This window comes from Mycolicibacterium llatzerense, from assembly GCF_000878195.1.
In the GTDB taxonomy this organism is placed as follows: domain Bacteria; phylum Actinomycetota; class Actinomycetes; order Mycobacteriales; family Mycobacteriaceae; genus Mycobacterium; species Mycobacterium llatzerense.
Genome location: NZ_JXST01000002.1, coordinates 197,232 through 217,847 on the forward strand (window position 1 = coordinate 197,232; position 20,616 = coordinate 217,847).

The following is a 20,616-nucleotide window of genomic DNA, read 5'->3' on the forward strand; positions in this document are numbered from 1 at the left end:
GGAGCAAGTCGGATGACGGAAAATCGGGGCGGACTCAGCAGTACGACGCGGTCCGCCGGCGCGGACGGCAATGCTGGTCTTGCACGGGCCTATCTGCTGACCTACCGCGGCCCCAACGACGGCTCACCGGCCGACGGTGGGGTCACCGCCCCGATCGACGTAGCGCTGGCGACCCGGGTCTCCCCGGAGTTGCTGGCGGCGCATTTCCGGCTCGGCCGTCGCCGCTCGATGGGGGAGACGCTGGTCGCGATCTACCCGGCCGACGATCCCGGCCGCTTCGGCCCGGCGCTGCAGATCGTGACCGACCACAGCGCGCTGCTGATGGACTCGGTGATGGTGCTGCTGCACCGCATCGGCGTCGCCTACACCGCGATCATGAGTCCCGAGTTCCGGGTGCGCCGTGATTCGGCCGGTGAGGTCGTCGCGATGGGTCCGGCGGGTGACCCCAGCGCACCGGCCGACGGCATCGACGAGACCTGGATTCATGTGCAGTTGGCGACCATCGGTGACGGCAAGGCGGTCGCCGAAGCGGCGGCCGTGCTGCCCCACGCCCTGACCGACACGCGCGCGGTGGAGCTCGACACCCCCGCGATGAACGCCGCGCTCGTCGGGTTGGCCAACGCGCTCGACGCCGACCACAACGGCCGGTTCCCCGGCTACGACCGGCGCGACGTGGCGGCCCTGCTGCGCTGGCTGGCCGACGGACACTTCGTGCTGCTCGGCTATCAGCAGTGCACGGTGCAGAACGGGCAGGCCCAGGTTGACCCGAGGACCCGGCTGGGCGTGGCCAAGCTACGCGCCGACGTGCTGCCGCCGCTGGCGGGCGACGACGAACTGCTGGCGGTCGCGCAGGCCACCATGCCCAGCTACCTGCGCTACGGCGCCTACCCGTACATCGTGGTGGTCCGCGAGAGCGCGGGGCCGAACGGTCCGGCCCGCGAACACCGCTTCATCGGACAGTTCACCGTCGCCGCGGGTAACGCGAATGTGCTTGAGATACCGCTGATCTCCCGTCGGGTCAACGAGGCGCTGGCGTTGTCGCAGGGGGACCCGAGCCGGCCCGGCCAGCTGATGCTCGACATCATCCAGACCGTGCCGCGGTCCGAGCTGTTCTCGCTGACCGCGCGCGACCTCGTGGAAATGGGCAAGTCGGTCATCGACCTGGGTTCCCGCCGGCGCTCGTTGCTGTTCCTGCGCGCCGACAAGCTGGCCCACTTCGTGTCGTGCCTGGTGTACCTGCCGCGTGACCGGTACACCACCGACGTCCGGCTGGCGATGCAGGACATCCTGGTTCGCGAGCTCGGTGGCGAAAGCATCGAGTACACCGCGCGCGTCAGTGAATCGCCATGGGCTGTCGTGCATTTCACCGTGCGCTTGGGTGAGACCGCCAGCCCGGCGAGTGTCGACACCTCGACGGCGAACGAGACCCGGATTCAAAGCCTGCTGACCGAGGCGGCCCGGACGTGGGGCGACCGGCTGATCGGCGCCGTCACGCCGGGCACCATCACCCGGGCCGAGGCCGAGCACTATGCGGTGGCGTTCCCCGAGGTGTACAAGCAGGCGTTCACACCGGTCAAGGCCATCGCCGCCATCAGCATCATCGACCAGCTGCAGGACGACAGCGTCAAACTCGTGCTGGACTACCCCGAACCGGCCGTCGGCGAGGACCGCACCGCACAACTCACCTGGTATCTGGCCGGCCGCTCTGCGTCGCTGAGCGAGCTGCTGCCGATGCTGCAGTCCACCGGCGTGGTGGTGCTGGAGGAGCAGCCGTTCAACGTGGTACGCGGCGACGGCATGCCGGTGTGGATCTACCAGTTCAAGATCTCGGCGCACCAGTCCACCGTCGACGCACCAGAGGCCGAGCGCGAGGTCATCGCCACCCGATTCGCCGACGCGGTCACCGCCATCTGGCAGGGCAAGGTGGAGGTCGACCGGTTCAACGAGTTGGTGCTGGGCGCCGGACTGACCTGGCAGCAGGTGACGATCCTGCGGGCCTACGCAAAGTACCTGCGGCAGGCCGGTTTCTCGTACAGCCAGTCGCATATCGAGACGGTGCTGCGGGACAACCCGGGCACGGCGAGGTCCCTCGTCGAATTGTTCGAGGCGGTGTTCGACCCGGCCGGGGGAGACGCCGTCGAACGCGCCCAGACCGCCGCGGCTGCCGTCGCCGCCGACATCGACGCCCTGGTGAGCCTGGACACCGACCGGGTCCTGCGGGCGTTCGCGGCGCTGGTGCAGGCCACCCTGCGCACCAACTACTACGTCACCGCCGAGGGCTCGGCGCGACAGCGAAATGCGTTGTCGTTCAAGCTCAATCCTCAGCTCATCGACGAATTGCCCTTGCCCAGGCCGAAATACGAAATCTTCGTGTACTCACCGCGGGTCGAAGGCGTGCACCTACGGTTCGGCAACGTGGCCCGCGGCGGCCTGCGCTGGTCGGACCGGCGGGAGGACTTCCGCACCGAAATCCTGGGCCTGGTCAAGGCGCAGGCGGTGAAGAACGCCGTCATCGTCCCCGTCGGCGCCAAGGGCGGCTTCGTGCTCAAATCGCCGCCGGCGCTCACAGGTGACGCAGCCACCGATCGCGAGGCGCTGCGCAGCGAGGGCGTCGCCTGCTACCGGCTGTTCATCGCCGGCCTGCTCGACGTCACCGACAACGTCGAGACGGCCACCGGTGCCATCGTCCCGCCGGCACAGGTGGTGCGCCGCGACGGCGACGATGCCTACCTCGTCGTCGCCGCGGACAAGGGCACCGCCACGTTCTCCGACATCGCCAACGATGTCGCCAAGTCCTACGGCTTCTGGCTGGGCGACGCGTTCGCCTCGGGCGGCTCAGTGGGCTACGACCACAAGGCGATGGGCATCACCGCCAAGGGCGCCTGGGAGTCGGTCAAGCGGCACTTCCGGGAGATGGGGCATGACACCCAGACCCAGGACTTCACCGTCGTCGGCGTCGGTGACATGAGCGGTGACGTGTTCGGTAATGGCATGTTGCTGTCCAAGCACATTCGGCTCGTGGCGGCCTTTGACCACCGGCACATCTTCCTGGACCCGAATCCTGATTCGGCCCGGTCGTGGATCGAACGCGACCGGATGTTCCAGTTGCCCCGATCGAGTTGGGACGACTACGACAAGTCGCTCATCAGCGAGGGCGGCGGTGTCTACAGCCGTGAGCAGAAGTCGATCCCGATCAGCCCGCAGGTGCGCGAAGTGCTCGGCCTCGCCGCCGACGTCACCGAGCTCACGCCGCCGGCGCTGATGAAGTCGATCCTGCTGGCGCCCGTCGACCTGTTCTGGAACGGCGGTATCGGCACCTACATCAAGGCCGAGACCGAGTCGGACGCCGACGTCGGCGACCGGGCCAACGACGCCATCCGCGTCAACGGAAATCAGTTGCGTATCAAGGTGGTTGGCGAGGGCGGCAACCTCGGCGTGACGCAGCGCGGCCGCATCGAATTCGATCTCGCCGGCGGCCATATCAACACCGACGCGATGGACAACTCGGCGGGTGTGGACTGCTCGGACCACGAGGTGAACATCAAGATTCTGGTCGATGCCCTGGTCACGGCCGGCAAGGTCGCGGCCGCCGAGCGCACCGACCTGTTGATGTCGATGACCGACGAGGTCGGTCTTCTGGTGCTCGCCGACAACATCTCGCAGAACGACCTGATGGGCACCAGCCGCGCCAACGCCGCGAGTCTGCTTCCGGTGCACGCCAGTCAGATCCGCCATCTGTCGAAAGAACGTGGGCTGAACCGTGAGCTCGAGGCGCTGCCGTCGGACAAGGAGATCCGTCGGCGGATGGAAACCGGTCTGGGACTGACCTCGCCGGAGCTGGCCACCTTGATGGCGCACGTGAAGCTGGCGCTCAAGGAGGACGTGCTGGCCAGCGACCTGCCCGACCAGGAGGTGTTCGCCGGACGGCTGCCGAACTACTTCCCGGAGGAACTTCGGGACCGGTTCACCTCGGACATCCGGTCGCACCAGCTGCGCCGGGAGATCATCACCACGATGCTGGTGAACGACCTGGTCGACACCGCAGGCATCACCTACGCGTACCGGGTCTCCGAAGACGTCGGTGTAGGGCCGGTCGATGCGGTCCGCAGCTATGTCGCGGTGGACAAGATCTTCCGGGTCGGCGAGGTGTGGCGGAACATCCGGGCGGCCGGCCTGGCCGGCGTCCCGGTGGATGTCACCGACCGCATGACGCTGGACCTGCGCCGGCTGATCGACCGGGCCGGCCGTTGGCTGCTGAACTACCGGCCCCAGCCGCTGGCGGTCGGCGCCGAGGCCAACCGGTTCGCGGCGAAAGTCGAGGCACTCACCCCGCAGATGGCGCAGTGGCTGCGTGGCGACGACAAGGCCATCGCCGAGACCGATGCCGCCCAGTTCGTGGCCGCCGGTGTCTCGAAGGAGCTGGCCTACATGGTGGCCACCGGGCTGTACCAGTACAGCCTGCTGGACGTCATCGACATCGCCGACATCGCCGAGCGGGAGCCCGCCGAGGTGGCCGACACCTACTTCGCGCTGACCGACCACCTGGGCATCGACAACCTGCTCACCGCGGTGTCCGAGCTGACCCGCAACGATCGCTGGCATTCGTTGGCACGCTTGGCGATTCGCGACGACATCTACGGATCGATCCGGGCGCTGTGCATCGACGTGATGGCGGTCGGTGAGACCGATGAGACCGGCGAACAGAAGATTCACGAGTGGGCGTCGACCAACAGCTCGCGGGTCACGCGGGCCCGCCGGACGCTGACCGAGATCCTGGGCGACGAGGTGCGTGACCTGGCGACCCTGTCGGTGGCCGCCCGGCAGCTGCGCAGCATGACCACGCGAACGACGGGCACGGGCAATCAGGGATGATGGGCGGGTGACTGAACGCTTCACGACGCCGGTGCCGGTGCGCTGGTCGGACATCGACATGTATCAGCATGTCAACCACGCCACCATGGTGACCATCCTCGAGGAGGCGCGGGTTCCGTTTCTCACCGAGCCCTTCGCCGAGGACGTAGCCACCACCGGACTGCTGATCGCCGAAGTCAACGTGAAGTACAAGGACCAACTGCGCCTTGTCGATTCGCCGCTGCAGGTGACCATCTGGACCAATCGGCTGCGGGCCTGCGACTTCACGCTGGGGTATGAGGTGCGGTCGGCACAGGCCGATCCGGATTCCAAGCCGGCCGTGATCGGGGAGACCCAGCTGGCCACTTTCAACATCGAACGGCAGATGCTGGTGCGCATCGCCCCGCATCAGCGGGAGTATCTCCAGCGTTTTGCCCGATGACCGAACGCGGAGTCTGGCTCGCCGACACGGCGCAGGCAGAGAACCTGGGCACCTTCGTCGAGCGCGCGCTGCGCCTCGACGAGGCTGCGGTGGTGCGGCTGCGGGCGCGTGGTGAGGGTGTCATCGTCGCCTGGGCGGCAACGGGTTTCGAGGTGCTGGCCGCGCGGGTGGTGAGCGGCCGGGTGGCGCCGTCCGACCTGTGCGCCGGAGCGGATGCGCTCGGTCGCGAGCTGCCCGGGTCGGGCCGGATCGATCCGGGATTCTCGATGGACTCGGCCTGGCGTGGTGCGCTGCCGCCGGACAACGGCTTCAGCCACCTCGATGACGTGCCGGCCCACGCGGTGCTGGAGTTGTTTCAGCGTGGCGTCGAATTGGCGCGGGAACACAGCGGGCCGCAGGGCCCGCCGCCGTCGCTGCTGGACCAGGACGTCCTGCGGGTCAGCGCCGGCGACGTCGAGGTGGGGATCCCGATGCGCTGCGTATTCGCTTTGACCGCCATGGGTTTCGTGCCCGACCCGCTGCCGGAGAACGAGGTGGTCCGCGTCCGGGTCCATCCGACGTGGCTGCGCATCGACGCCCGGTTCGGTTCGGTGTACCGCCGCCGCGGTGGCCCGATCCTGTTGTCGCCCTAGGGGCCAAGCGCATCAGTGCTTGCGGACGACGCGTTCGGATCCGCCGGGCTTCCATACGGTGATGTCGAGGTGTCCGTCGCCCACCTCGACCGCCGACGCCCCGATCAGGTTGGCGCGGTAGCAGTGCTCGAATTCCTGGCCCCGGATGTCGAAGCCGGTCTGTTCGTACAGTGCCTCGGCGAACCGCCGATGCAGGGCCTTGTCCAGCACGTCCTCCACGACACCCCATAACTTCGCGTCGCCGTCGCTGACGTGGGTGTCGACCGTCGCGGTGTGCAGGCAGAAGCGTGGATCGCGGGCGAGGTCATCGAATTTCGTGGTGTGCGGCATACCCGAGAGCCACAGCTCGTCTTCGAAGAACCGCGGCTCCATGGGGCTGATCCGCGGGAATCCATCCGAGCGCAGCGTGCCCAGCATGCACAGGTTTCCGGTGGCGGTGTGCCGGCGGGCGAAGATGGCCGCGATCTGCGGTGCGACGTCCGCGAATTCTCTCCAGCTCGTCATGTTCGCGACGGTAGTCCCCGTCGCCGCGCCTGGAAACCCTCTGAGGGCCTCAGTCGGGGATGGTGGCGTACGCCCGGACGGGGAAGGTGCCGAAGCCTTCGACACGTGGCGGGACGGCGGTGAAGCGGGCGCCGCGGGCAGGCAGCGAAGCCAGGTTGGTGAGGTGTTCGACGACGTGAATCCCGTTGCCCAACAGCGCAGTATGGATGGGCCGCCGACCGGCCGCCGCCGGACTGGCGTCGTCGATGTTCACCGAGTCGATGCCGACCAGCGCCACTCCGCGGCGCACCAGGTGTTCGGTGGCGGCCTCGGACAGGAACGGTGCGTCGACGGCGTAGGCCTCGGTGCCGAAGTGCCGGTCCCAGCCGGTGTCGATCAGCACGGCACAGCCGGCCTCGATGTCCTCGGGCAACTCGGCGACGTCGACGGCCCGCGCCGCGACGTCCCGACGGTGGACGACGATCGTGGGCAGGTCCACCAAGGTGTTCAGGTCCAGGCCGGCCAGGTCGGCACCGTCCGCGTAGCGGTGAAACGGCGAGTCGATGTAGGTACCCGTGTTGCCGACCATGGTGATCGCGCCGATCGCGAACTCGGTGCCAGGGGCGTAGACGTCGCGGGACGCTTCACGGGTGAGGTGGGCGCTGATCGACGGGGCCGGCAGCCCGGGGTAGGTCACCATCCCCGCACGAATGGTGTGAGACAAATCGACGAGCATCGTGACTCCGTTCGGGTTGCCGGTCCCAGAGTCATGAACTCTAACGTTGTCAGCCGGCGGCAAGCGCGTCGTGCCAGGCCTTGGTGTCGGTGATCTGGGTCAGCGATGCGATCTTCCCGCCGCGGACGGTGATGTCGTGGACGAACGCGGCCACATAGCGGTGTCCGCTGGCCCGGCCACGGCCGCGGTAGTACCCGAGCACGATGACCCGATCCTCGCCCGCGGCGACGAACTCGTCTGGGTATGGCGCGGTTTCCCAGTGCGCGGAGGCGCCGCCCCAGACATCGCGCAACATCTGCTCGGGGCTGTGCACGGCTCCGCCGAGACCGAAGGGCATGCCCTCGCTGACCCGTCCGGTGAAGTCGGGATGCAGCAGGGCCGCCAAGCCTGCCCTGTCGTGCGAGGCGAAAGCGGCGTAGAGACGTTCGGCAACTTCAACGGTTGTGTCGGGTGTGCTCATATCCAGTTTCCTTTCGGTGTGCCAACCAAATTTATTAGAGAGAACACTCTAATAAATAGTAGAGCATACTCTCTAGATCATGGGTAGGGCTCCACAGCACAGCGCCGACGATTTCCTGGACGCGGCCGCACGCCTGTTCGCCGCCGGGGGAGTGCGGGCGTTGACGATGAACGCGGTGGCGCGCGAGGTAGGGGCCCCGAGCGGGTCGATCTACCATCGCTTTCCCGACCGGGCTGCATTGTTGGCCGCCTTGTGGTTCCGCACCACGGCGGGCTTTCAAAGCGGCTACCTGGAGGCCCTCGGGGATCACCCAACGCCCGACAGTGCGGTTCGCGCGGCAGTGTGGTTGGTCGACTGGTGCCGCGGTCACCTACCGGCGGCTGTCGTGCTGCAGGCCGGCGTTCGGGCATTCGAGCCCGACGGATGGAGCGAGGCCGCCCGCGCGGAATTGGCCACCGCTGAAGACGATTCGCGACAGCGCCTCGACGGTGCTGTTCGGGGCTTGGCGAAACAGACCGGACGGCCCGCGGATCAGATCGCCTTCGCCCTCCTGGATCTGCCATTGGCCGCCGTACGGCGGCACCTCCTCGCGGGTGAGCCGCCGCCGAAGCGGGTCACCACGCTGGTGAAGAGCATGGTGGGCCTGATCGTGGGTGGTGCTGAGCCCGGCTAGTGGCGCGCCATGGCTTCCGCGCCGGCGGCGGGCGCGGTCGGTGCGGGGGTCACGCGCTCCAGCACGGCACCGACCAGCTTCTCGGCCAAGTCGAACGAGAATGGCTGCGCCATAACGCGATTGATTCCCGGCGCGACGCGGTGCATGACGTAGCCCAGCCAGGCCTCCGCCCGCACCGGTACCACCGCGAGGTCGTAGCTGACCGCCCGCACCACGGCCCGGGCCACGAGATCAGGGCTCATCGGCGAGAACGGCAGCATCTCGGCGAACTCTTGTAGCTGTTTGGTCAGGCGCTGGGCCTGCGCGACGAGCGCGGGATCGACACCGACGGTCACAGCCCGATCCCCGATGTTCGTGTTGATGACGCCGGGGCAGATGGCGCTGACCCCGATGCCGTATGGCTTGAGCTCCAGGCGCAGGCATTCGCTCAGCATCTTGACCCCCGCCTTGGACACCGAGTACGGCGCCATGACCGGCGTCGGCGTGAACGCGGCCGCCGAGGCGATGTTGACGATATGACCGCCCCTGCCGCGCTCGGCCATCTGCGCACCGAACACCCGGCAGCCGTGCACCACACCCATCAGATTGATGCTGAGCTGCTTGTCCCAATCCGCGGCGGACAGTTTGAGGAACGGACCGCTGACGACGATGCCGGCGTTGTTGACGACGACGTCGGGCACGCCGTGCTCGGCACGCACGGCAGCGGCGAAAGCCTCCCAGGCGTCCGGATCGGTGACGTCCAGCTGCGCGGCCGACGCGCGGCGCCCGGCGCCTTTGATCATGGCGGCGGTCGCCTCCGCCGAGTCGACGTCGATATCGGAGACCACCACGTGCGCACCGCGTTTGGCGAAACGGATGGCGGTGGCACGCCCGATGCCGCTGCCCGCGCCCGTGACGACGACGAGCTGTGGTTCCAGATTGTTGATCTTCATCCGGCCTCCTTCGAGGTGGCTGCTAGTTGGTCGACGTTGTCGGTGCCCGTGCCATACCGATAGACGTCGAGGTTGTAATGACGGTTCTGCCAGTACATCTCGCCATGCGTCGTCGGCCGGAACGGTGAATCACCGTGGTAGTCGATGTAATACGTGTTGGACCCTGCGCAGGTCGGCGTGAACAGGACGTTGCGCGCCTGACGCTGGAGGCAGTGCTGGAAGTAGGCGTCGTGAATGTCCTGCCGGATCTCGACCTCCCGGGCGCCGCGCCGCTTGGCTTCGGCGATGGCGCGACTGAGATGTGCGGCAGTGGCCTCGATCATCCACAGATACGACCCGAGGACGAAACCGTAGGGCCCGGTGATCATGAACATGTTCGGGAAGCCGGGTACGGAGACACCCTGATAGGCCTGAAATCGATTGACCGCCCAGAACTCCGCGGCGTCGAGTCCGTCGCGGCCGACGACGGGGAAGGGCGGTACCGAATCCCTTTCCCACAGCTTGAATCCGGTCGCACAGATGAGGACGTCGACCTCGTGCTCGACGCCGTCGGCCGTCACCACACCGGTCGCGGTGATGCGCTCGATGGACTCGGTGACCAGGCTGACGTCACTGCGATTGAACGTCTTCAAGTAGTCGTTCGACATCGACGGCCGTTTGCAGCCCAGGCCGTAGCGTGGGATCAGCTTCTCGCGGGTCGCCGGATCGGTGATCTGGCTGCGCATCCACGCCCGCACAGGAGCCTCGGCGAGCTTGCGGGTGGCTTCGACCAGCCAGCTCGGGCCGGTGAGCATGCCGCCCATCCCGATCTCGGTCGCGACGGTCCCGACTGCGCGCAGCGCCGACCGCAATTGGCCGAACTCCAGCACCGTGCGGGCGATACCGTGAATCTGGCTGTCGGGCTTGGGAAATACCCAGATCGGGGTGCGCTGAAAGACGGTGAGGTGCGCCACCTCGTCGACGATCGCCGGCACGAGCTGAAGCGACGTCGCGCCCGTCCCGATCACCGCCACCCGTTTCCCGGCCAACGCGACATCGTGATCCCACAGCGCGGTGTGCATGAGCACCCCGCCGAAATCCTGCAGCCCGGGAATGTCCGGCAACTTCGGCCGTTCCAGCCCGCCGACCGCCATCACGATGTGGCGGCCGGTGATCTCGGATCCGCCGTCGGTGCGTAACCGCCACATGCTGTTGCGCTCGTCGAACGTCGCCCCGGTCACGGTGGTGCCCAGCCGCAACTTGTCGCGCAGGCCGTACTTGTCCACCATGTCGTCCGCGTAGTCCCGCAACTCACTGCCGGGAGCGAAGACCCGCGACCAGCCGCCGCGCTGCTCGTAGGAGAAGCTGTAGATGACAGACGGGATGTCTACTGCCACACCGGGATAGGTGTTCGCGTGCCAGGTGCCGCCGACGTGGTCCCATTTGTCGACGATGACGAAGTCGTGGATCCCCGTGCGGTACAGGGCGATACCGGCGCCGATGCCACCGAACCCGGCGCCGACGATCACCACTTCGTGATCGGGCGTGTGCCGCTCGGCTGTAGGTGGCGGTGCGACCTTCGTACTTGCGGTCATGTCCGTCCTCGGCTATCGGACGTAGTCGACGAGTTGGCCATCGGCGCCGAACAAGTCGTGCTGCCAGCGTTCGAGCAGCTCGTCGGTCGGCACATCGTCCGGATGGAAGCCGGGCCGCAGATACTCGGCAATCTCTGAGAGGATCCCGCGCACCAGGGGTCCGCGGAACACCCCGTAGGTCTGGCGGAGCACCTTGAACGGCCGCCACGCGGTCGGATCCAGCAGGATCGACAGCGCGACCGCGGCCGTGACGACCGGGATCGTCAGGAAGTACATGAACCACATGACCGCGATGCGGGTGCGCTCGGAACCGCCCACCGACTGGTAGACGTCGAAGGCGACGGACTTGTGCTCCAGCTCCTCCATCGCGTGCCAGTTCAGCAGCCGCCAGACCTCGGGATCGCCTGGGATCGCCTGGATTTCGTCGTTGGACAGCACTCGCGCGCCCAGGACTGCGGTGTAGTGCTCGGCGGCGGCCGTCATCGCCAGATGGACCTTCGCCGGGATCAGCTGCTCGATGCGCAGCACCACCTTCTCCCGAACGCTGGTCGGCGCGAACAACAAGAACCGCACCAGCGGATAGCCCATGTCGGCGAGCTGAGTGTTCAACTTGCGATGTTCCTGGCCGTGTACCGATTCCTGACCGATGAACCCGGCGACGCGCTTCTTGAGCACGGGGTCCGTGATCTGGTCGGAGAAGCGTCGAACAGACCGGATGAACGACTCCTCGCCGGGCGGGAATGAGCCGGACAGCACGGCCACCAGGTGGCTGAACACAATGTCGCCCTCGACGAAATGGCGGTGCAGGGGCTCGGGTTCGCCGAACCGGAACCGCATCCGGCGGACCTTGGGAAGAGCGACCCCATGCGGGGTGATCGGCTCAGCACTCATGATCGATTCCTTCCGTTGTCTCGGCTATTTGAGGTGGTCGACGAGGACGCCGTCGGCGCCGAAAAGGGTGTCCCGCCACTGCAGGGCCAGTGCGCTGGTATCGACATCGTCTGGATGGAACCCAGGCCGCAGGTAGACCGCGAGATCAGGCAGCAGGCCTTTGAATATCGGGCCGGTGAACAGCTCGTACGCTTCGCGGGCCAGGCGGTCGGGCCGGCGCCGTGCCACCGGATCAGACCCGATCGAGGCCGCCAGCGAAATCAGCGTCACCGGCAGGAGCAGGCCGCACACCGCGGCCATCACCGCGATGCGGGTGCGCTCGGTGCCGCCGACGGCGCGGTACACATCGAAGGCCACCGACTTGTGCTCGAGTTCTTCCAGCGCATGCCAATTCAGCAGGTGCCACACCTCGGCGTCGGCCGGGATCGATTGTAGCTCGTCGCTCGACAACACCCGCTCGGCCAGCACCGCGGTGTAGTGTTCGGCGGCCGCCGTCATCGCCAGATGTACGTGCGCGGGCAACCGGTCTTCGAGCCGTATCTGCCTGTCCTTCAACCCTTTTGAATCCCACCACGCGATGGGGTAGCCCATCGCGACCAGCTTCTCGTTGAGGTGCCGGTGTTCCTGTCCGTGCATGGATTCCTGGCCGATGAAGCCGGCGACCCGTTTCTTGAGGTCGGGATCGGTGATCCGGTCGGCGAATCGGCGGACCGACCGGATGAAACCTTCCTCGCCGGGAGGAAATGCCCCCGAGAGGCCGGCGACGAAATGGCTGAAGACCATGTCTCCGGCGACGAAATACTTTCGGTCAGGGTCCTCGCCGAAGCGGAAGCGGATTCGTCGGGTCCGGGGATAAAGCGGCCGGGAGTTCCGCTCCGACGTCATTGTCGGGTGTTGCCTGCTGCGTACGGCCATGCCGCCAGCCTTTCCTCGAACATTCAGTAACTAGTACCGCGAGTTCTAGTAGTTCGAAGTTACGACGGCATGCGCCATTGCGCAAGGGTTTTGGATAATGACGTTTTCTGAGCTGCCTGAGTGCAGGTCAGGACGACCGGCAACGGTTCAGTCGGCGGTGCCGAACAACGCCATCTGCTCGTCGGGTGCGATGACGACGCCGCGGGCAGTGGCGGCCGCCGACACCGCACCCCAGATCACGGGGGTCAGCTGCGCGGTGAGTTCGTCTTTGCTGATCGTCGGCTCGTTGAGCCACCGCAGCACACCGAGGGCGACCGCGCCGAGGATCGCATCGGCCGTGTACTCCAGGTGGTCGGCGTCGCCGCCGTGCATGCGCAGCATCGCGGCGAGGACTTCGGTCATGGCGCTGGACAGATTGCGGCCGTTCTCCAGCAGCTTGGTCCGGGAATGGTCGTCGCTGAAATGGGAACCGACCACGAACCGAAAGAGGTTGGGCCGCTCGTCCACCAGATCGATGTAGCCGGCCAGCGCAGAACGCACGAGCTCCAGTGCCGTCGCGGTGACGTGGAAGCACGGAATGACGCGCTGCACGATCAGCTCCTGCATGCGGTCACCGACGGCGGCGAACAACGTCTCCTTGTCGGTGAAGAAGCGGTACAGCTTCGGCCGTGGCACGCCGGCGGTTTTCACCACGTCGTCGATCGACAAGTCGGGCCCGTATTCGTCGATTGCCCGAAGGGTGGCCTCGATCAGCTCCTCCCGCACCGTCGCGCGGTGCGCCCGCCACCGGTCGGCGCGCGCGTCACCGGTCGGTGCGGACAATCGCACCGCAACACGGGTCGCGTCGACGGGCATGAACTAATCGTAAGTCAGCCAGGCGGCGGTGGCGGGTGGCATTCGGCCGCCGGGCAGCGGCCCGCTCGCGAGCACCACCTGGCCGGCGGGTAGGTCGACCGTGGTGCTGCCCGCATTCAGCAGGCAGACCAGGCCGTCCTCACACTGGAATGCCAACAGGTCCGGTGCGGTCGGTAGCCACCGCACCGAACGACCCAAAACCGTTCGGCCCCGGCGCAATTCGATGGCCCGCCGGAACAACGACAACGTCGACTCCGGGTCTGTGCACTGCGCGTCGACCGTCAACGGCCCCCAACCCGCGGGCATCGGCAACCAGGTATCCGCGGCAGCAGAGAATCCGTACGGCGCGGTGTCGCCGGACCAGGGCAGGGGCACCCGGCAGCCGTCGCGGCCTCGTTCGGTGTGGCCGGAACGCTCCCAGACCGGGTCCTGCAGGACATCGTCGGGCAGGTCGACGTTGGGTAGTCCGAGTTCCTCGCCGTTGTAGACGAATACCGCGCCGGGCAGCGCCAGCATCACCAGCGCCATCGCGCGGGCCCGGGAAAGTCCCTGTGCGCCATCACCGTAACGGCTCACCTCGCGTTCGACGTCGTGGTTGGACAGCGTCCAGGTGGGTGGCGAGTCGGCCAGCTCGGCGGCCGCCAGGGAATTCTCGATTGCCTCACGGACGGCGTGCGCGGTGAAATCGGCTCGTACCAAACGGAAATTGAAACCCAGATGCAGTTCGTCGGGGCGTAGGTACTTGGCGAAATCGGCATTGTCGAACACCCAGACCTCGCCCACGGTGGCCGCGTCGGGATAGTCGTCGAGCACCGTCCGGATGTCACGGTGAATGGCGTGCACGCCGTCGTTGTTGAAGCGTGGATCGTTCGACTCGGACGTCAGCATGGCGGTGTCAGATTCCGCGGCGCGATCGGCCATATCGGGCAGGTCGGCCGGTTTCGCCATCCCGTGCGCGACGTCGATCCGGAAGCCGGCGACGCCGCGGTCCAGCCAGAACCGCAGTGTCCGTTCCAGATCCGCGGCGATCTCCGGATTGTCCCAATTCAGGTCCGGCTGCGCGGCGTCGAACAGGTGCAGGTACCACTGGCCGGGCCGGCCGTCGGCCGCAGAAACCCGGGTCCACGCCGGACCGCCGAAAACCGATGTCCAATTGTTGGGCGGCAGATCGCCGTTCGGTCCACGGCCGTCCCGGAAGTGATAGCGGGCCCGCTCCGGACTGCCCGGACCTGCGGCCAGGGCCGCCTGGAACCACGGATGCGCGGAGCTGGTGTGGTTCGGGACCAGGTCCATCGTGACCTTGATGTCCACGGCCCGCGCGGCAGCGATCAACCGATCGAGCGCCGCCATCCCGCCGAACAGCGGATCGACGTCGCGGGGGTCGGCGACGTCGTACCCGTGATCGACCATGGGGGAGACCATCACCGGGTTGAGCCACAGCGCGTCGACGCCGAGCGACCGCAGGTAGTCCAGGTGCGCCGTCACACCATCGAGGTCGCCGACACCGTCACCGTCGCTGTCGGCGAACGATCGCGGGTAGAGCTGATAGAAGACCGCGCGTGACCACCACCGCGGCGCTGTCATCAGAACGCCGAGTTGACCATGTGCTGTGCGGCCATGTCGAAGTAGTCGAGCAGTGCCTGCCGGTGCGCGGCATCGATGGTGTCGGCGTCGATCGAGGCGAGCGCGGTGTGCATGCACCGCAGCCAGGCGTCGCGCTCGAGGAAGCCGATCCGGAACGGGGCGTGCCGCATCCGTAGCCGGGGGTGGCCGCGTTCCTGACCGTAGGTGCGGGGACCACCCCAGTACTGCTCGAGGAACATCCGCAGCCGGTGTTCGGCGCCGTCGAGGTCATCCTCCGGATACAGCGGGCGCAGGATCTCGTCGTCGCGGACCAGTTGATAGAACCGCGACACCAGGAGTTGGAAGGTCTGAGCTCCACCGACTTCGTCGTAGAACGACCGTTGCGCTTCGTCGTTGAACGACGGTTGGACATCAGTCACGGTTCCATTGTCTACCAGCCTGCAGCGGCGCTTCCGTCACCCGAAGTTCACCGGATCGTCCAGCTAACACGCCGGAATTCTCGTGCGATCTCTGCCGATCCATGGTGGACTGTCAACACGGAGGACGTATGTCGCAACGGAGAAAGGTCCGCGGCCACAGACTTCACAGCGCCGCGGTGGGTTTGCCTGTGCCGGGCACAGCACTGTCATCACCCCTGCACGCAGTCGAATCAAGTCCCTCTGAGGGATCAGTCGGCTCGCTCTGGGGCCGCCGCCGTGTCCTGCTGCTGAACTCGACCTACGAACCGCTGACCGCGCTGCCCATGCGTCGCGCCGTGATCATGGTGCTGTGCGGCAAAGCCGACGTGGTGCACGACGATCCGACGGGTCCTGTCATACATTCGGCGACCCGTGCGGTCGCCGTTCCGTCGGTAATCCGGCTGCGTAGTTATGTGCGGGTCCCGTATCGGGCCCGCATTCCCATGACCAGGGCCGCGCTGATGCACCGGGACCGGTTTCGTTGCGCGTATTGCGGCGGCAAGGCCGACACCGTCGACCATGTCGTGCCGCGCAGCCGCGGCGGCGAACATTCCTGGGAGAACTGCGTCGCGGCGTGTGGTCCGTGTAATCACCGCAAGGCCGACCGGCTGTTGACCGAACTCGGCTGGACGCTGCATGCGGCGCCGCTGCCGCCCAAAGGGCAGCACTGGCGGCTGCTGTCGGCGGTCAAAGAACTCGATCCGGCCTGGGTGCGCTACCTCGGCGAAGGCGCCGCCTGAAATCCGGCGGCGGAATGCCCCTGTCCTCAGCGTGAGCTGGTTGCGTACTGATACGGTTTGCGCGTGAGCATTGCACTTACTCATTCGCTGCTCGGTGGGGTGCCGTTGGCGCTGCTGCTGGTGCTTGGCGCGCTGTTCTTGTTGCGCAAGAGTCCGCATCCGGACACCTACAAGATGACCGACAAGTGGACCCACGCGCCGATCCTGTGGGCGGCCGAGGAACCTGCGGATCACGGCCACGGTGGCCATGACTCGCACCTGACTGTGGGAGGTGGCGCAAGTGGCAAGTGGTAGCCAGACCGAGGTCGCAAACATCGATCCGGCCAACCTGCCGTACGGCTACGCCGTCACGTACAGCGGCCGCATCTCCGGCGTCACCGAACCCGGTGAGCTGTCGGTGCACTACCCGTTCCCGGTCAAGGACCTAGTGTTCCTCGACGACGCCCTGAAGTACGGTTCGCGCGCTGCCGGCGCCCGTTTCGCCGTCTACATCGGTGACCTGGGTGCGGACACCGCCGCCACCGCACGTGAGGTGCTGGCCACCGTGCCGACGCCGAACAACGCGGTGCTGCTGGCCGTTTCGCCGAACCAAAAGGCCATCGAGGTCGTCTACGGCTCCGAGGTCCGCGGTCGCGGTATCGAAGAGGCCGCTCCGCTGGGAGTGTCCGCGGCGGCCGCGTCGTTCAAGCAGGGCAACCTGATGGACGGCCTGATCAGCGCGGTCCGCGTGCTGAGCGCCGGCGTCTCGCCCGCCTGATTTCTCTTCACCCTGCCGGGTGCGAACCATTGGTTCGCACCCGGCAGAGTGCTATCTGTGGCTGGTTCTCTCCACCGAGCTGCCGTACCACTGCTGCGGTTGGATGAACGTGTCTCGCTCCTTCGAAGCGCTCAATTGGATCGGGCCGCAGCGAGTTCCGGACGGACGGAGCGTTCGGCCAGTCCGATGGCCCATCTGATGGGGAGGCGGCCGGCGATGCGTGCCAGCAAGGCGTTTGTCGCACCGTCGACGATGTCGGAATGGTCGGACTCGAGTGCGCGAAGAGCGGCGCTGACGACTTGTTCTGGCGTACGCCGGGAGCCGAATGACGCGTCATCGCCGGCGACTTCGAAGAACTCGGTGTCGGTTGCACCCGGACTCACGGCCAATACCCGGACGCCGGTGCCGCGGGACTCGGACCACAAGGCGCGGGTGAAGGAGAGTACATATGCTTTTGTCGCGGCATATACCGCCATGTGAGGTACCGGCTGAAATGCGGCGGTACTCGCCACGTTGACCACGGCTCCCCGTCCGCGAGTGACCATGCCCGGTAACAAGATTGCTGTGAGCTCGGTCAATGCCGTCACGTTCACCGCGATCTGATTCGAGATGGCCCCGAGGTCGGCGCCGGCCAGGTCGCCATGGATTCCGAGGCCGGCGTTGTTGACCAGCGCGTCGACGACGATCGAACGCTGGGTGAGCATGTCCGCGATGCGTGACGCTGCGCCCGGGGTGCTGAGGTCCGCGGTGATGACTTCCACGCTGGTGCCGAACCGCTCGCGCAGCTCGTCAGCCAGTGTCTGCAGGAGTGCGTCCCGGCGAGCGATCAAGACCAGGTCGCCGCCGTCTGCGGCGATACGTGCCGCGAACGCTCGCCCGATACCCGACGACGCCCCGGTGACCAGCACCCGCTGCCGGTTGAAATATGCGCTCACCGTTGTCTCCTTAATTAAACCGACCCGTTGGTTTAATTAATAGCCCTATACTGGGCCGATGGCAACCCCACCTCGCAGCGCGCCGGCTCGTCGACCCGTCGGCCGCCCGGCCGGCCCGACCGAGCAGGGCGCTACGTCCCGCCAGCGAATCCTCGACGCGGCCGCCACTGTGTTCGCACACGTGGGCTACGACCGCGCGCGGATGGCGGATGTCGTCGAGGCGAGCGGAATGACCAAGGGCTCGGTCTACTTCCATTTCGAGAACAAGGAAGCACTGGCCGTCGCCGTGCTCACCGAGAAACACGCGCAATGGCTCGATCGAGTGCAGACGCGACTGGCGTCGGTGCCCGCCGGACGCGGACGACTCGAGGCGCTGCTACCTGCCATGCTGGAACTGCACCGCGCCGACCCGGATGCCTGGGTCATCTCGCGCCTGACGCAGAACCTCGCCGAGATGCCCGAGACGCGCACCCTCGCGACGGAACTGACCCGCAGTTGGATCGACACTGTCGCCAACATCGTCCGCGACGGCCAGTACAGCGACATGGACGTCACTGTCGACCCGGAGCTCCTCGCCACCGTCCTCGTCGGTGCCTTCGACGGCTTGAAGACAACTGTCGAGATGGTCAGCGACGACCGACATGCCGCCGACGCTCAGCTCGAAGCGGGCGGCGCTCTCCTGCTGACGATGATGCGGTCGGTAGTCCCGAACCGCCGAGCCTTGGCGGACTGACTATCCCTGCGCGGCGGCCGGGTAGCGCTTGCGCAGGCGGGCTTCATAGCCCGGCTGCAGCGCGGTGAGGCTGATGTCGCCGTCGTAGTGCGCCAGCACGCGCGGGTCCATCACCCGACGCCACAGTGGCGGGCAGATGGCCAGCAGCAGCATGGTGCCGTAACCGCCCGGTAGCTGCGGAGCCTCATCGGCATGGCACAGCGCCTGGTACCGACGCATCGGGTTGGCGTGGTGATCGGAGTGCCGCTGCAGGTGGAACAGGAACACATTGGCGATCACGGTGTTGCTGTTCCAGCTGTGACCGGCGCGCACGCGCTCGTAGCGGCCGTTCGGCAGCTTCTGCCGCCGCAGGCCGTAGTGCTCCAGGTAGTTGACGGTCTCCAGCAGGAAGATGCCGATGACGGCCTGACCGAACAGCCAGGGCAGTACGGTGACACCGAACCAGGCCACCAGGATGACGAACAGGACGACGGTCATCAGCCAGGCGTTGAGGACCTCGTTGTGCAGCGACCACTTGGATTTACGGATGCGGGCGAGGCGGTCGGACTCCAGCTGCCAGGCCGACCGCAGGCTGCCGATGACCGACCGCGCGATGAAGGCGTACAGGCTCTCGCCGAGCCGTGAGCTGGCGGGATCCTCCGGCGTGGCCACCCGCACGTGGTGGCCGCGGTTGTGCTCCACGAAGAAGTGGCCGTAGCAGGTCTGGGCCAGGGCGATCTTGCTGAGCCGGCGCTCGGACATGCCGCGCTTGTGGCCGAGCTCGTGGGCCGCGTTGATCGCGATGCCGCCGACCGTCCCGACCGCGGCCATGAGGCCCAGCTTGTCGACGAGCGACATGGTCACCCAGCCGCCGCCGGCCCACAGCCAGCACGCGAAGATCAGCGAGAGGTACTGCGCCGGCAGGAACAGGTGGGTGGCGATCCGGTAGAAGGGGTCGTCTTCCAGACGGCGCAGGTCTCCGGGAGTCGTCTCGGCCTCGGGGCCCACGATGTGGTCCAGCAGCGGGACCAAGCCGAACGTCAGCAGCGAGCCGGCCCACCAGAATGCGTCGACGCCCGTTAGCCACACCAGCAGCCAGGACAGGCCCACCATTCCGGGTGTGATGGGGCCAAGCAGCCACAGGTAGCGTTTGGGATCGCGCCATTTCGACTTCGGCGCTTCGGGTGCATCGGGCTCAGCGGGCGCGTGAGGCTGCGATGCCTCCTGGCCCGCGCGCAATGCCGACAACACCCCGTATTCGTACCCGCATTCGGCCGTTTGCGCAAATACGCAACGGTTGCCAGCGCCAGTTCTTGTCCGTTTTCTTAGCGTTATCCAGCAAATTGTCTGCAGGGTCAGGGCGCGGGGCCATTCCGCCGAATTGCCCGGCCGCGCTCCCGGCAGTGGGACACCGGTCGTCCGCCCGGCGTCGTCGGCGATAAACTTGCAGGTAGAGTGCTATACACGGATATGAGTGACCTGCGACATACCGGGCGTCGCGCGGGTTGGTCGACGCGCTGGAGGCCGGATCTCGCAGAGCGGCGGAAACCCTGCGGCATCGTGTAATTTTTGTGATGAATCCGTTATTCGGAACGTCGGGAGGCGGCCGGTTCGGGTTAGCTGGACGGTTAGGCGGAAGGACGATCTTGGCAGTGATGCAGGGCCGGCATCGACACATCCCGCGCTGCGGCGCGGCCCGTGCTGCCGACGCATGTCCTGTCGAGGCAGGCAACCGATGAGCCCGGTCAGCCGGCGCCAGTTTCTCGGCGGTGCGGCGGTGGTGGGCGTCGCGGGTGCGGCCGGTGTGGGCGTCCTCGTCGAACGATCGCGCGACCGCACCGAATCCCGGAAGCACTTCTCGGCCATCGTGATCGGCAGCGGCTACGGCGGCGGCGTCTCGGCGCTGCGGCTGGGGCAGGCCGGCATCGAGACGTTGGTCATCGAACAGGGCCGGCTGTGGGACAAGCCCGACGACGACGGCAAGCG

Annotated in this window: 21 protein-coding genes; 9 read left to right on the forward strand and 12 right to left on the reverse strand. The window is 66.9% G+C overall.

What is annotated here, in order from left to right:
* Positions 1 to 12 precede the first annotated feature (12 nt).
* From TL10_RS02215 to TL10_RS02225, 3 genes are read left to right on the forward strand one after another with little or no spacing between them, the layout of a single operon-like run.
* On the forward strand, positions 13 to 4,872 hold the full coding sequence (locus TL10_RS02215) for an NAD-glutamate dehydrogenase (RefSeq protein ID WP_043984338.1): 4,860 nt from the start codon (positions 13 to 15) through the stop codon (positions 4,870 to 4,872).
* Positions 4,873 to 4,879: 7 nt separating this feature from the next.
* Positions 4,880 to 5,293, forward strand: a complete 414-nt coding sequence (locus TL10_RS02220) for an acyl-CoA thioesterase (protein WP_020102240.1) — start codon at positions 4,880 to 4,882, stop codon at positions 5,291 to 5,293.
* The gene (locus TL10_RS02225; protein WP_043984339.1) at positions 5,290 to 5,925 is read left to right on the forward strand and encodes a DUF8010 domain-containing protein; all 636 of its coding nucleotides are present in this window, start codon (positions 5,290 to 5,292) and stop codon (positions 5,923 to 5,925) included. Before TL10_RS02220 ends, TL10_RS02225 begins: the two co-directional genes overlap by 4 nt.
* A 12-nt stretch (positions 5,926 to 5,937) precedes the next feature.
* On the opposite strand, the gene TL10_RS02230 is transcribed toward TL10_RS02225, so the two are convergent.
* Genes TL10_RS02230 through TL10_RS02240 form a run of 3 tightly spaced genes read right to left on the reverse strand, consistent with a single transcriptional unit; the run spans position 5,938 to position 7,604 of the window.
* On the reverse strand, positions 5,938 to 6,429 hold the full coding sequence (locus tag TL10_RS02230; protein WP_043984340.1) for a pyridoxamine 5'-phosphate oxidase family protein: 492 nt from the start codon (positions 6,427 to 6,429) through the stop codon (positions 5,938 to 5,940).
* A gap of 49 nt (positions 6,430 to 6,478) precedes the next feature.
* Positions 6,479 to 7,144 (reverse strand): cyclase family protein, encoded by a 666-nt coding sequence (locus TL10_RS02235; RefSeq protein ID WP_043984341.1) that lies wholly within the window; start codon positions 7,142 to 7,144, stop codon positions 6,479 to 6,481.
* Positions 7,145 to 7,193: 49 nt separating this feature from the next.
* The gene (locus TL10_RS02240; RefSeq protein ID WP_043984342.1) at positions 7,194 to 7,604 is read right to left on the reverse strand and encodes a nuclear transport factor 2 family protein; all 411 of its coding nucleotides are present in this window, start codon (positions 7,602 to 7,604) and stop codon (positions 7,194 to 7,196) included.
* A gap of 79 nt (positions 7,605 to 7,683) precedes the next feature.
* On the opposite strand from TL10_RS02240, the gene TL10_RS02245 reads away from it, so the two are divergent.
* Positions 7,684 to 8,277 carry a TetR/AcrR family transcriptional regulator gene (locus TL10_RS02245; RefSeq protein WP_043984343.1) on the forward strand — a complete coding sequence of 198 codons (594 nt, stop codon included), beginning with the start codon at positions 7,684 to 7,686 and terminating at the stop codon, positions 8,275 to 8,277.
* On the opposite strand, the gene TL10_RS02250 is transcribed toward TL10_RS02245, so the two are convergent.
* The 7 genes from TL10_RS02250 to TL10_RS02280 all read right to left on the reverse strand — a co-directional run bounded on the left by TL10_RS02250 (position 8,274) and on the right by TL10_RS02280 (position 15,447).
* Positions 8,274 to 9,209, reverse strand: coding sequence for an SDR family NAD(P)-dependent oxidoreductase (locus tag TL10_RS02250; RefSeq protein WP_043984344.1), 936 nt, complete (start codon positions 9,207 to 9,209; stop codon positions 8,274 to 8,276). The two genes, TL10_RS02245 and TL10_RS02250, sit on opposite strands and share 4 nt — an antisense overlap.
* Positions 9,206 to 10,783: a flavin-containing monooxygenase gene (locus TL10_RS02255; RefSeq protein ID WP_043984345.1), complete on the reverse strand. Its 1,578-nt coding sequence runs from the start codon at positions 10,781 to 10,783 to the stop codon at positions 9,206 to 9,208. Before TL10_RS02255 ends, TL10_RS02250 begins: the two co-directional genes overlap by 4 nt.
* Positions 10,784 to 10,795: 12 nt before the next feature.
* The gene (locus TL10_RS02260; protein ID WP_043984346.1) at positions 10,796 to 11,674 is read right to left on the reverse strand and encodes a metal-dependent hydrolase; all 879 of its coding nucleotides are present in this window, start codon (positions 11,672 to 11,674) and stop codon (positions 10,796 to 10,798) included.
* A 24-nt stretch (positions 11,675 to 11,698) separates the two neighbouring features.
* Positions 11,699 to 12,559: a metal-dependent hydrolase gene (locus TL10_RS02265; protein ID WP_043984347.1), complete on the reverse strand. Its 861-nt coding sequence runs from the start codon at positions 12,557 to 12,559 to the stop codon at positions 11,699 to 11,701.
* A 177-nt stretch (positions 12,560 to 12,736) separates the two neighbouring features.
* Positions 12,737 to 13,444: a TetR/AcrR family transcriptional regulator gene (locus tag TL10_RS02270; RefSeq protein WP_043984348.1), complete on the reverse strand. Its 708-nt coding sequence runs from the start codon at positions 13,442 to 13,444 to the stop codon at positions 12,737 to 12,739.
* Positions 13,445 to 13,447: 3 nt separating this feature from the next.
* A complete protein-coding gene (locus tag TL10_RS02275) occupies positions 13,448 to 15,028 on the reverse strand; it encodes a glycoside hydrolase family 13 protein (RefSeq protein WP_043984349.1) in 1,581 nt (526 codons plus the stop codon).
* The gene (locus tag TL10_RS02280; RefSeq protein WP_043394336.1) at positions 15,028 to 15,447 is read right to left on the reverse strand and encodes a globin; all 420 of its coding nucleotides are present in this window, start codon (positions 15,445 to 15,447) and stop codon (positions 15,028 to 15,030) included. Before TL10_RS02280 ends, TL10_RS02275 begins: the two co-directional genes overlap by 1 nt.
* A gap of 128 nt (positions 15,448 to 15,575) precedes the next feature.
* Between TL10_RS02280 and TL10_RS02285 the strand changes: the two genes are divergently transcribed.
* From TL10_RS02285 to TL10_RS02295, 3 genes are all read left to right on the forward strand, one after another.
* Positions 15,576 to 16,226, forward strand: coding sequence for an HNH endonuclease (locus TL10_RS02285; RefSeq protein ID WP_043394334.1), 651 nt, complete (start codon positions 15,576 to 15,578; stop codon positions 16,224 to 16,226).
* A gap of 63 nt (positions 16,227 to 16,289) precedes the next feature.
* On the forward strand, positions 16,290 to 16,520 hold the full coding sequence (ctaJ, locus tag TL10_RS02290) for an aa3-type cytochrome oxidase subunit CtaJ (RefSeq protein ID WP_029105398.1): 231 nt from the start codon (positions 16,290 to 16,292) through the stop codon (positions 16,518 to 16,520).
* On the forward strand, positions 16,507 to 16,983 hold the full coding sequence (locus TL10_RS02295; RefSeq protein WP_043984350.1) for a DUF5130 domain-containing protein: 477 nt from the start codon (positions 16,507 to 16,509) through the stop codon (positions 16,981 to 16,983). Before ctaJ ends, TL10_RS02295 begins: the two co-directional genes overlap by 14 nt.
* 131 nt (positions 16,984 to 17,114) lie before the next feature.
* On the opposite strand, the gene TL10_RS02300 is transcribed toward TL10_RS02295, so the two are convergent.
* Positions 17,115 to 17,918, reverse strand: a complete 804-nt coding sequence (locus tag TL10_RS02300) for an SDR family NAD(P)-dependent oxidoreductase (RefSeq protein ID WP_043984351.1) — start codon at positions 17,916 to 17,918, stop codon at positions 17,115 to 17,117.
* A 58-nt stretch (positions 17,919 to 17,976) separates the two neighbouring features.
* Between TL10_RS02300 and TL10_RS02305 the strand changes: the two genes are divergently transcribed.
* Positions 17,977 to 18,651, forward strand: a complete 675-nt coding sequence (locus TL10_RS02305) for a TetR family transcriptional regulator (protein WP_082067808.1) — start codon at positions 17,977 to 17,979, stop codon at positions 18,649 to 18,651.
* On the opposite strand, the gene TL10_RS02310 is transcribed toward TL10_RS02305, so the two are convergent.
* Positions 18,652 to 19,881, reverse strand: coding sequence for an alkane 1-monooxygenase (locus TL10_RS02310; RefSeq protein ID WP_043394330.1), 1,230 nt, complete (start codon positions 19,879 to 19,881; stop codon positions 18,652 to 18,654).
* A 484-nt stretch (positions 19,882 to 20,365) separates the two neighbouring features.
* On the opposite strand from TL10_RS02310, the gene TL10_RS02315 reads away from it, so the two are divergent.
* On the forward strand, positions 20,366 to 20,616 hold a 251-nt coding region (locus tag TL10_RS02315; protein ID WP_043984352.1), incomplete at its 3' end, for a twin-arginine translocation signal domain-containing protein.

What these genes read in the sequence shown, in the direction of transcription:
- TL10_RS02245 (WP_043984343.1), top strand. Translation starts at nt 7,684, where the DNA reads ATGGGTAGGGCTCCACAGCACAGCGCCGACGATTTCCTGGACGCGGCC.
- TL10_RS02250 (WP_043984344.1), bottom strand. Translation starts at nt 9,209, where the DNA reads ATGAAGATCAACAATCTGGAACCACAGCTCGTCGTCGTCACGGGCGCG.
- TL10_RS02265 (WP_043984347.1), bottom strand. Translation starts at nt 12,559, where the DNA reads ATGACGTCGGAGCGGAACTCCCGGCCGCTTTATCCCCGGACCCGACGA.
- TL10_RS02270 (WP_043984348.1), bottom strand. Translation starts at nt 13,444, where the DNA reads ATGCCCGTCGACGCGACCCGTGTTGCGGTGCGATTGTCCGCACCGACC.
- TL10_RS02235 (WP_043984341.1), bottom strand. Translation starts at nt 7,144, where the DNA reads ATGCTCGTCGATTTGTCTCACACCATTCGTGCGGGGATGGTGACCTAC.
- TL10_RS02285 (WP_043394334.1), top strand. Translation starts at nt 15,576, where the DNA reads ATGTCGCAACGGAGAAAGGTCCGCGGCCACAGACTTCACAGCGCCGCG.
- TL10_RS02305 (WP_082067808.1), top strand. Translation starts at nt 17,977, where the DNA reads ATGGCAACCCCACCTCGCAGCGCGCCGGCTCGTCGACCCGTCGGCCGC.
- TL10_RS02240 (WP_043984342.1), bottom strand. Translation starts at nt 7,604, where the DNA reads ATGAGCACACCCGACACAACCGTTGAAGTTGCCGAACGTCTCTACGCC.
- TL10_RS02275 (WP_043984349.1), bottom strand. Translation starts at nt 15,028, where the DNA reads ATGACAGCGCCGCGGTGGTGGTCACGCGCGGTCTTCTATCAGCTCTAC.
- TL10_RS02260 (WP_043984346.1), bottom strand. Translation starts at nt 11,674, where the DNA reads ATGAGTGCTGAGCCGATCACCCCGCATGGGGTCGCTCTTCCCAAGGTC.
- TL10_RS02230 (WP_043984340.1), bottom strand. Translation starts at nt 6,429, where the DNA reads ATGACGAGCTGGAGAGAATTCGCGGACGTCGCACCGCAGATCGCGGCC.
- TL10_RS02215 (WP_043984338.1), top strand. Translation starts at nt 13, where the DNA reads ATGACGGAAAATCGGGGCGGACTCAGCAGTACGACGCGGTCCGCCGGC.
- TL10_RS02255 (WP_043984345.1), bottom strand. Translation starts at nt 10,783, where the DNA reads ATGACCGCAAGTACGAAGGTCGCACCGCCACCTACAGCCGAGCGGCAC.
- TL10_RS02225 (WP_043984339.1), top strand. Translation starts at nt 5,290, where the DNA reads ATGACCGAACGCGGAGTCTGGCTCGCCGACACGGCGCAGGCAGAGAAC.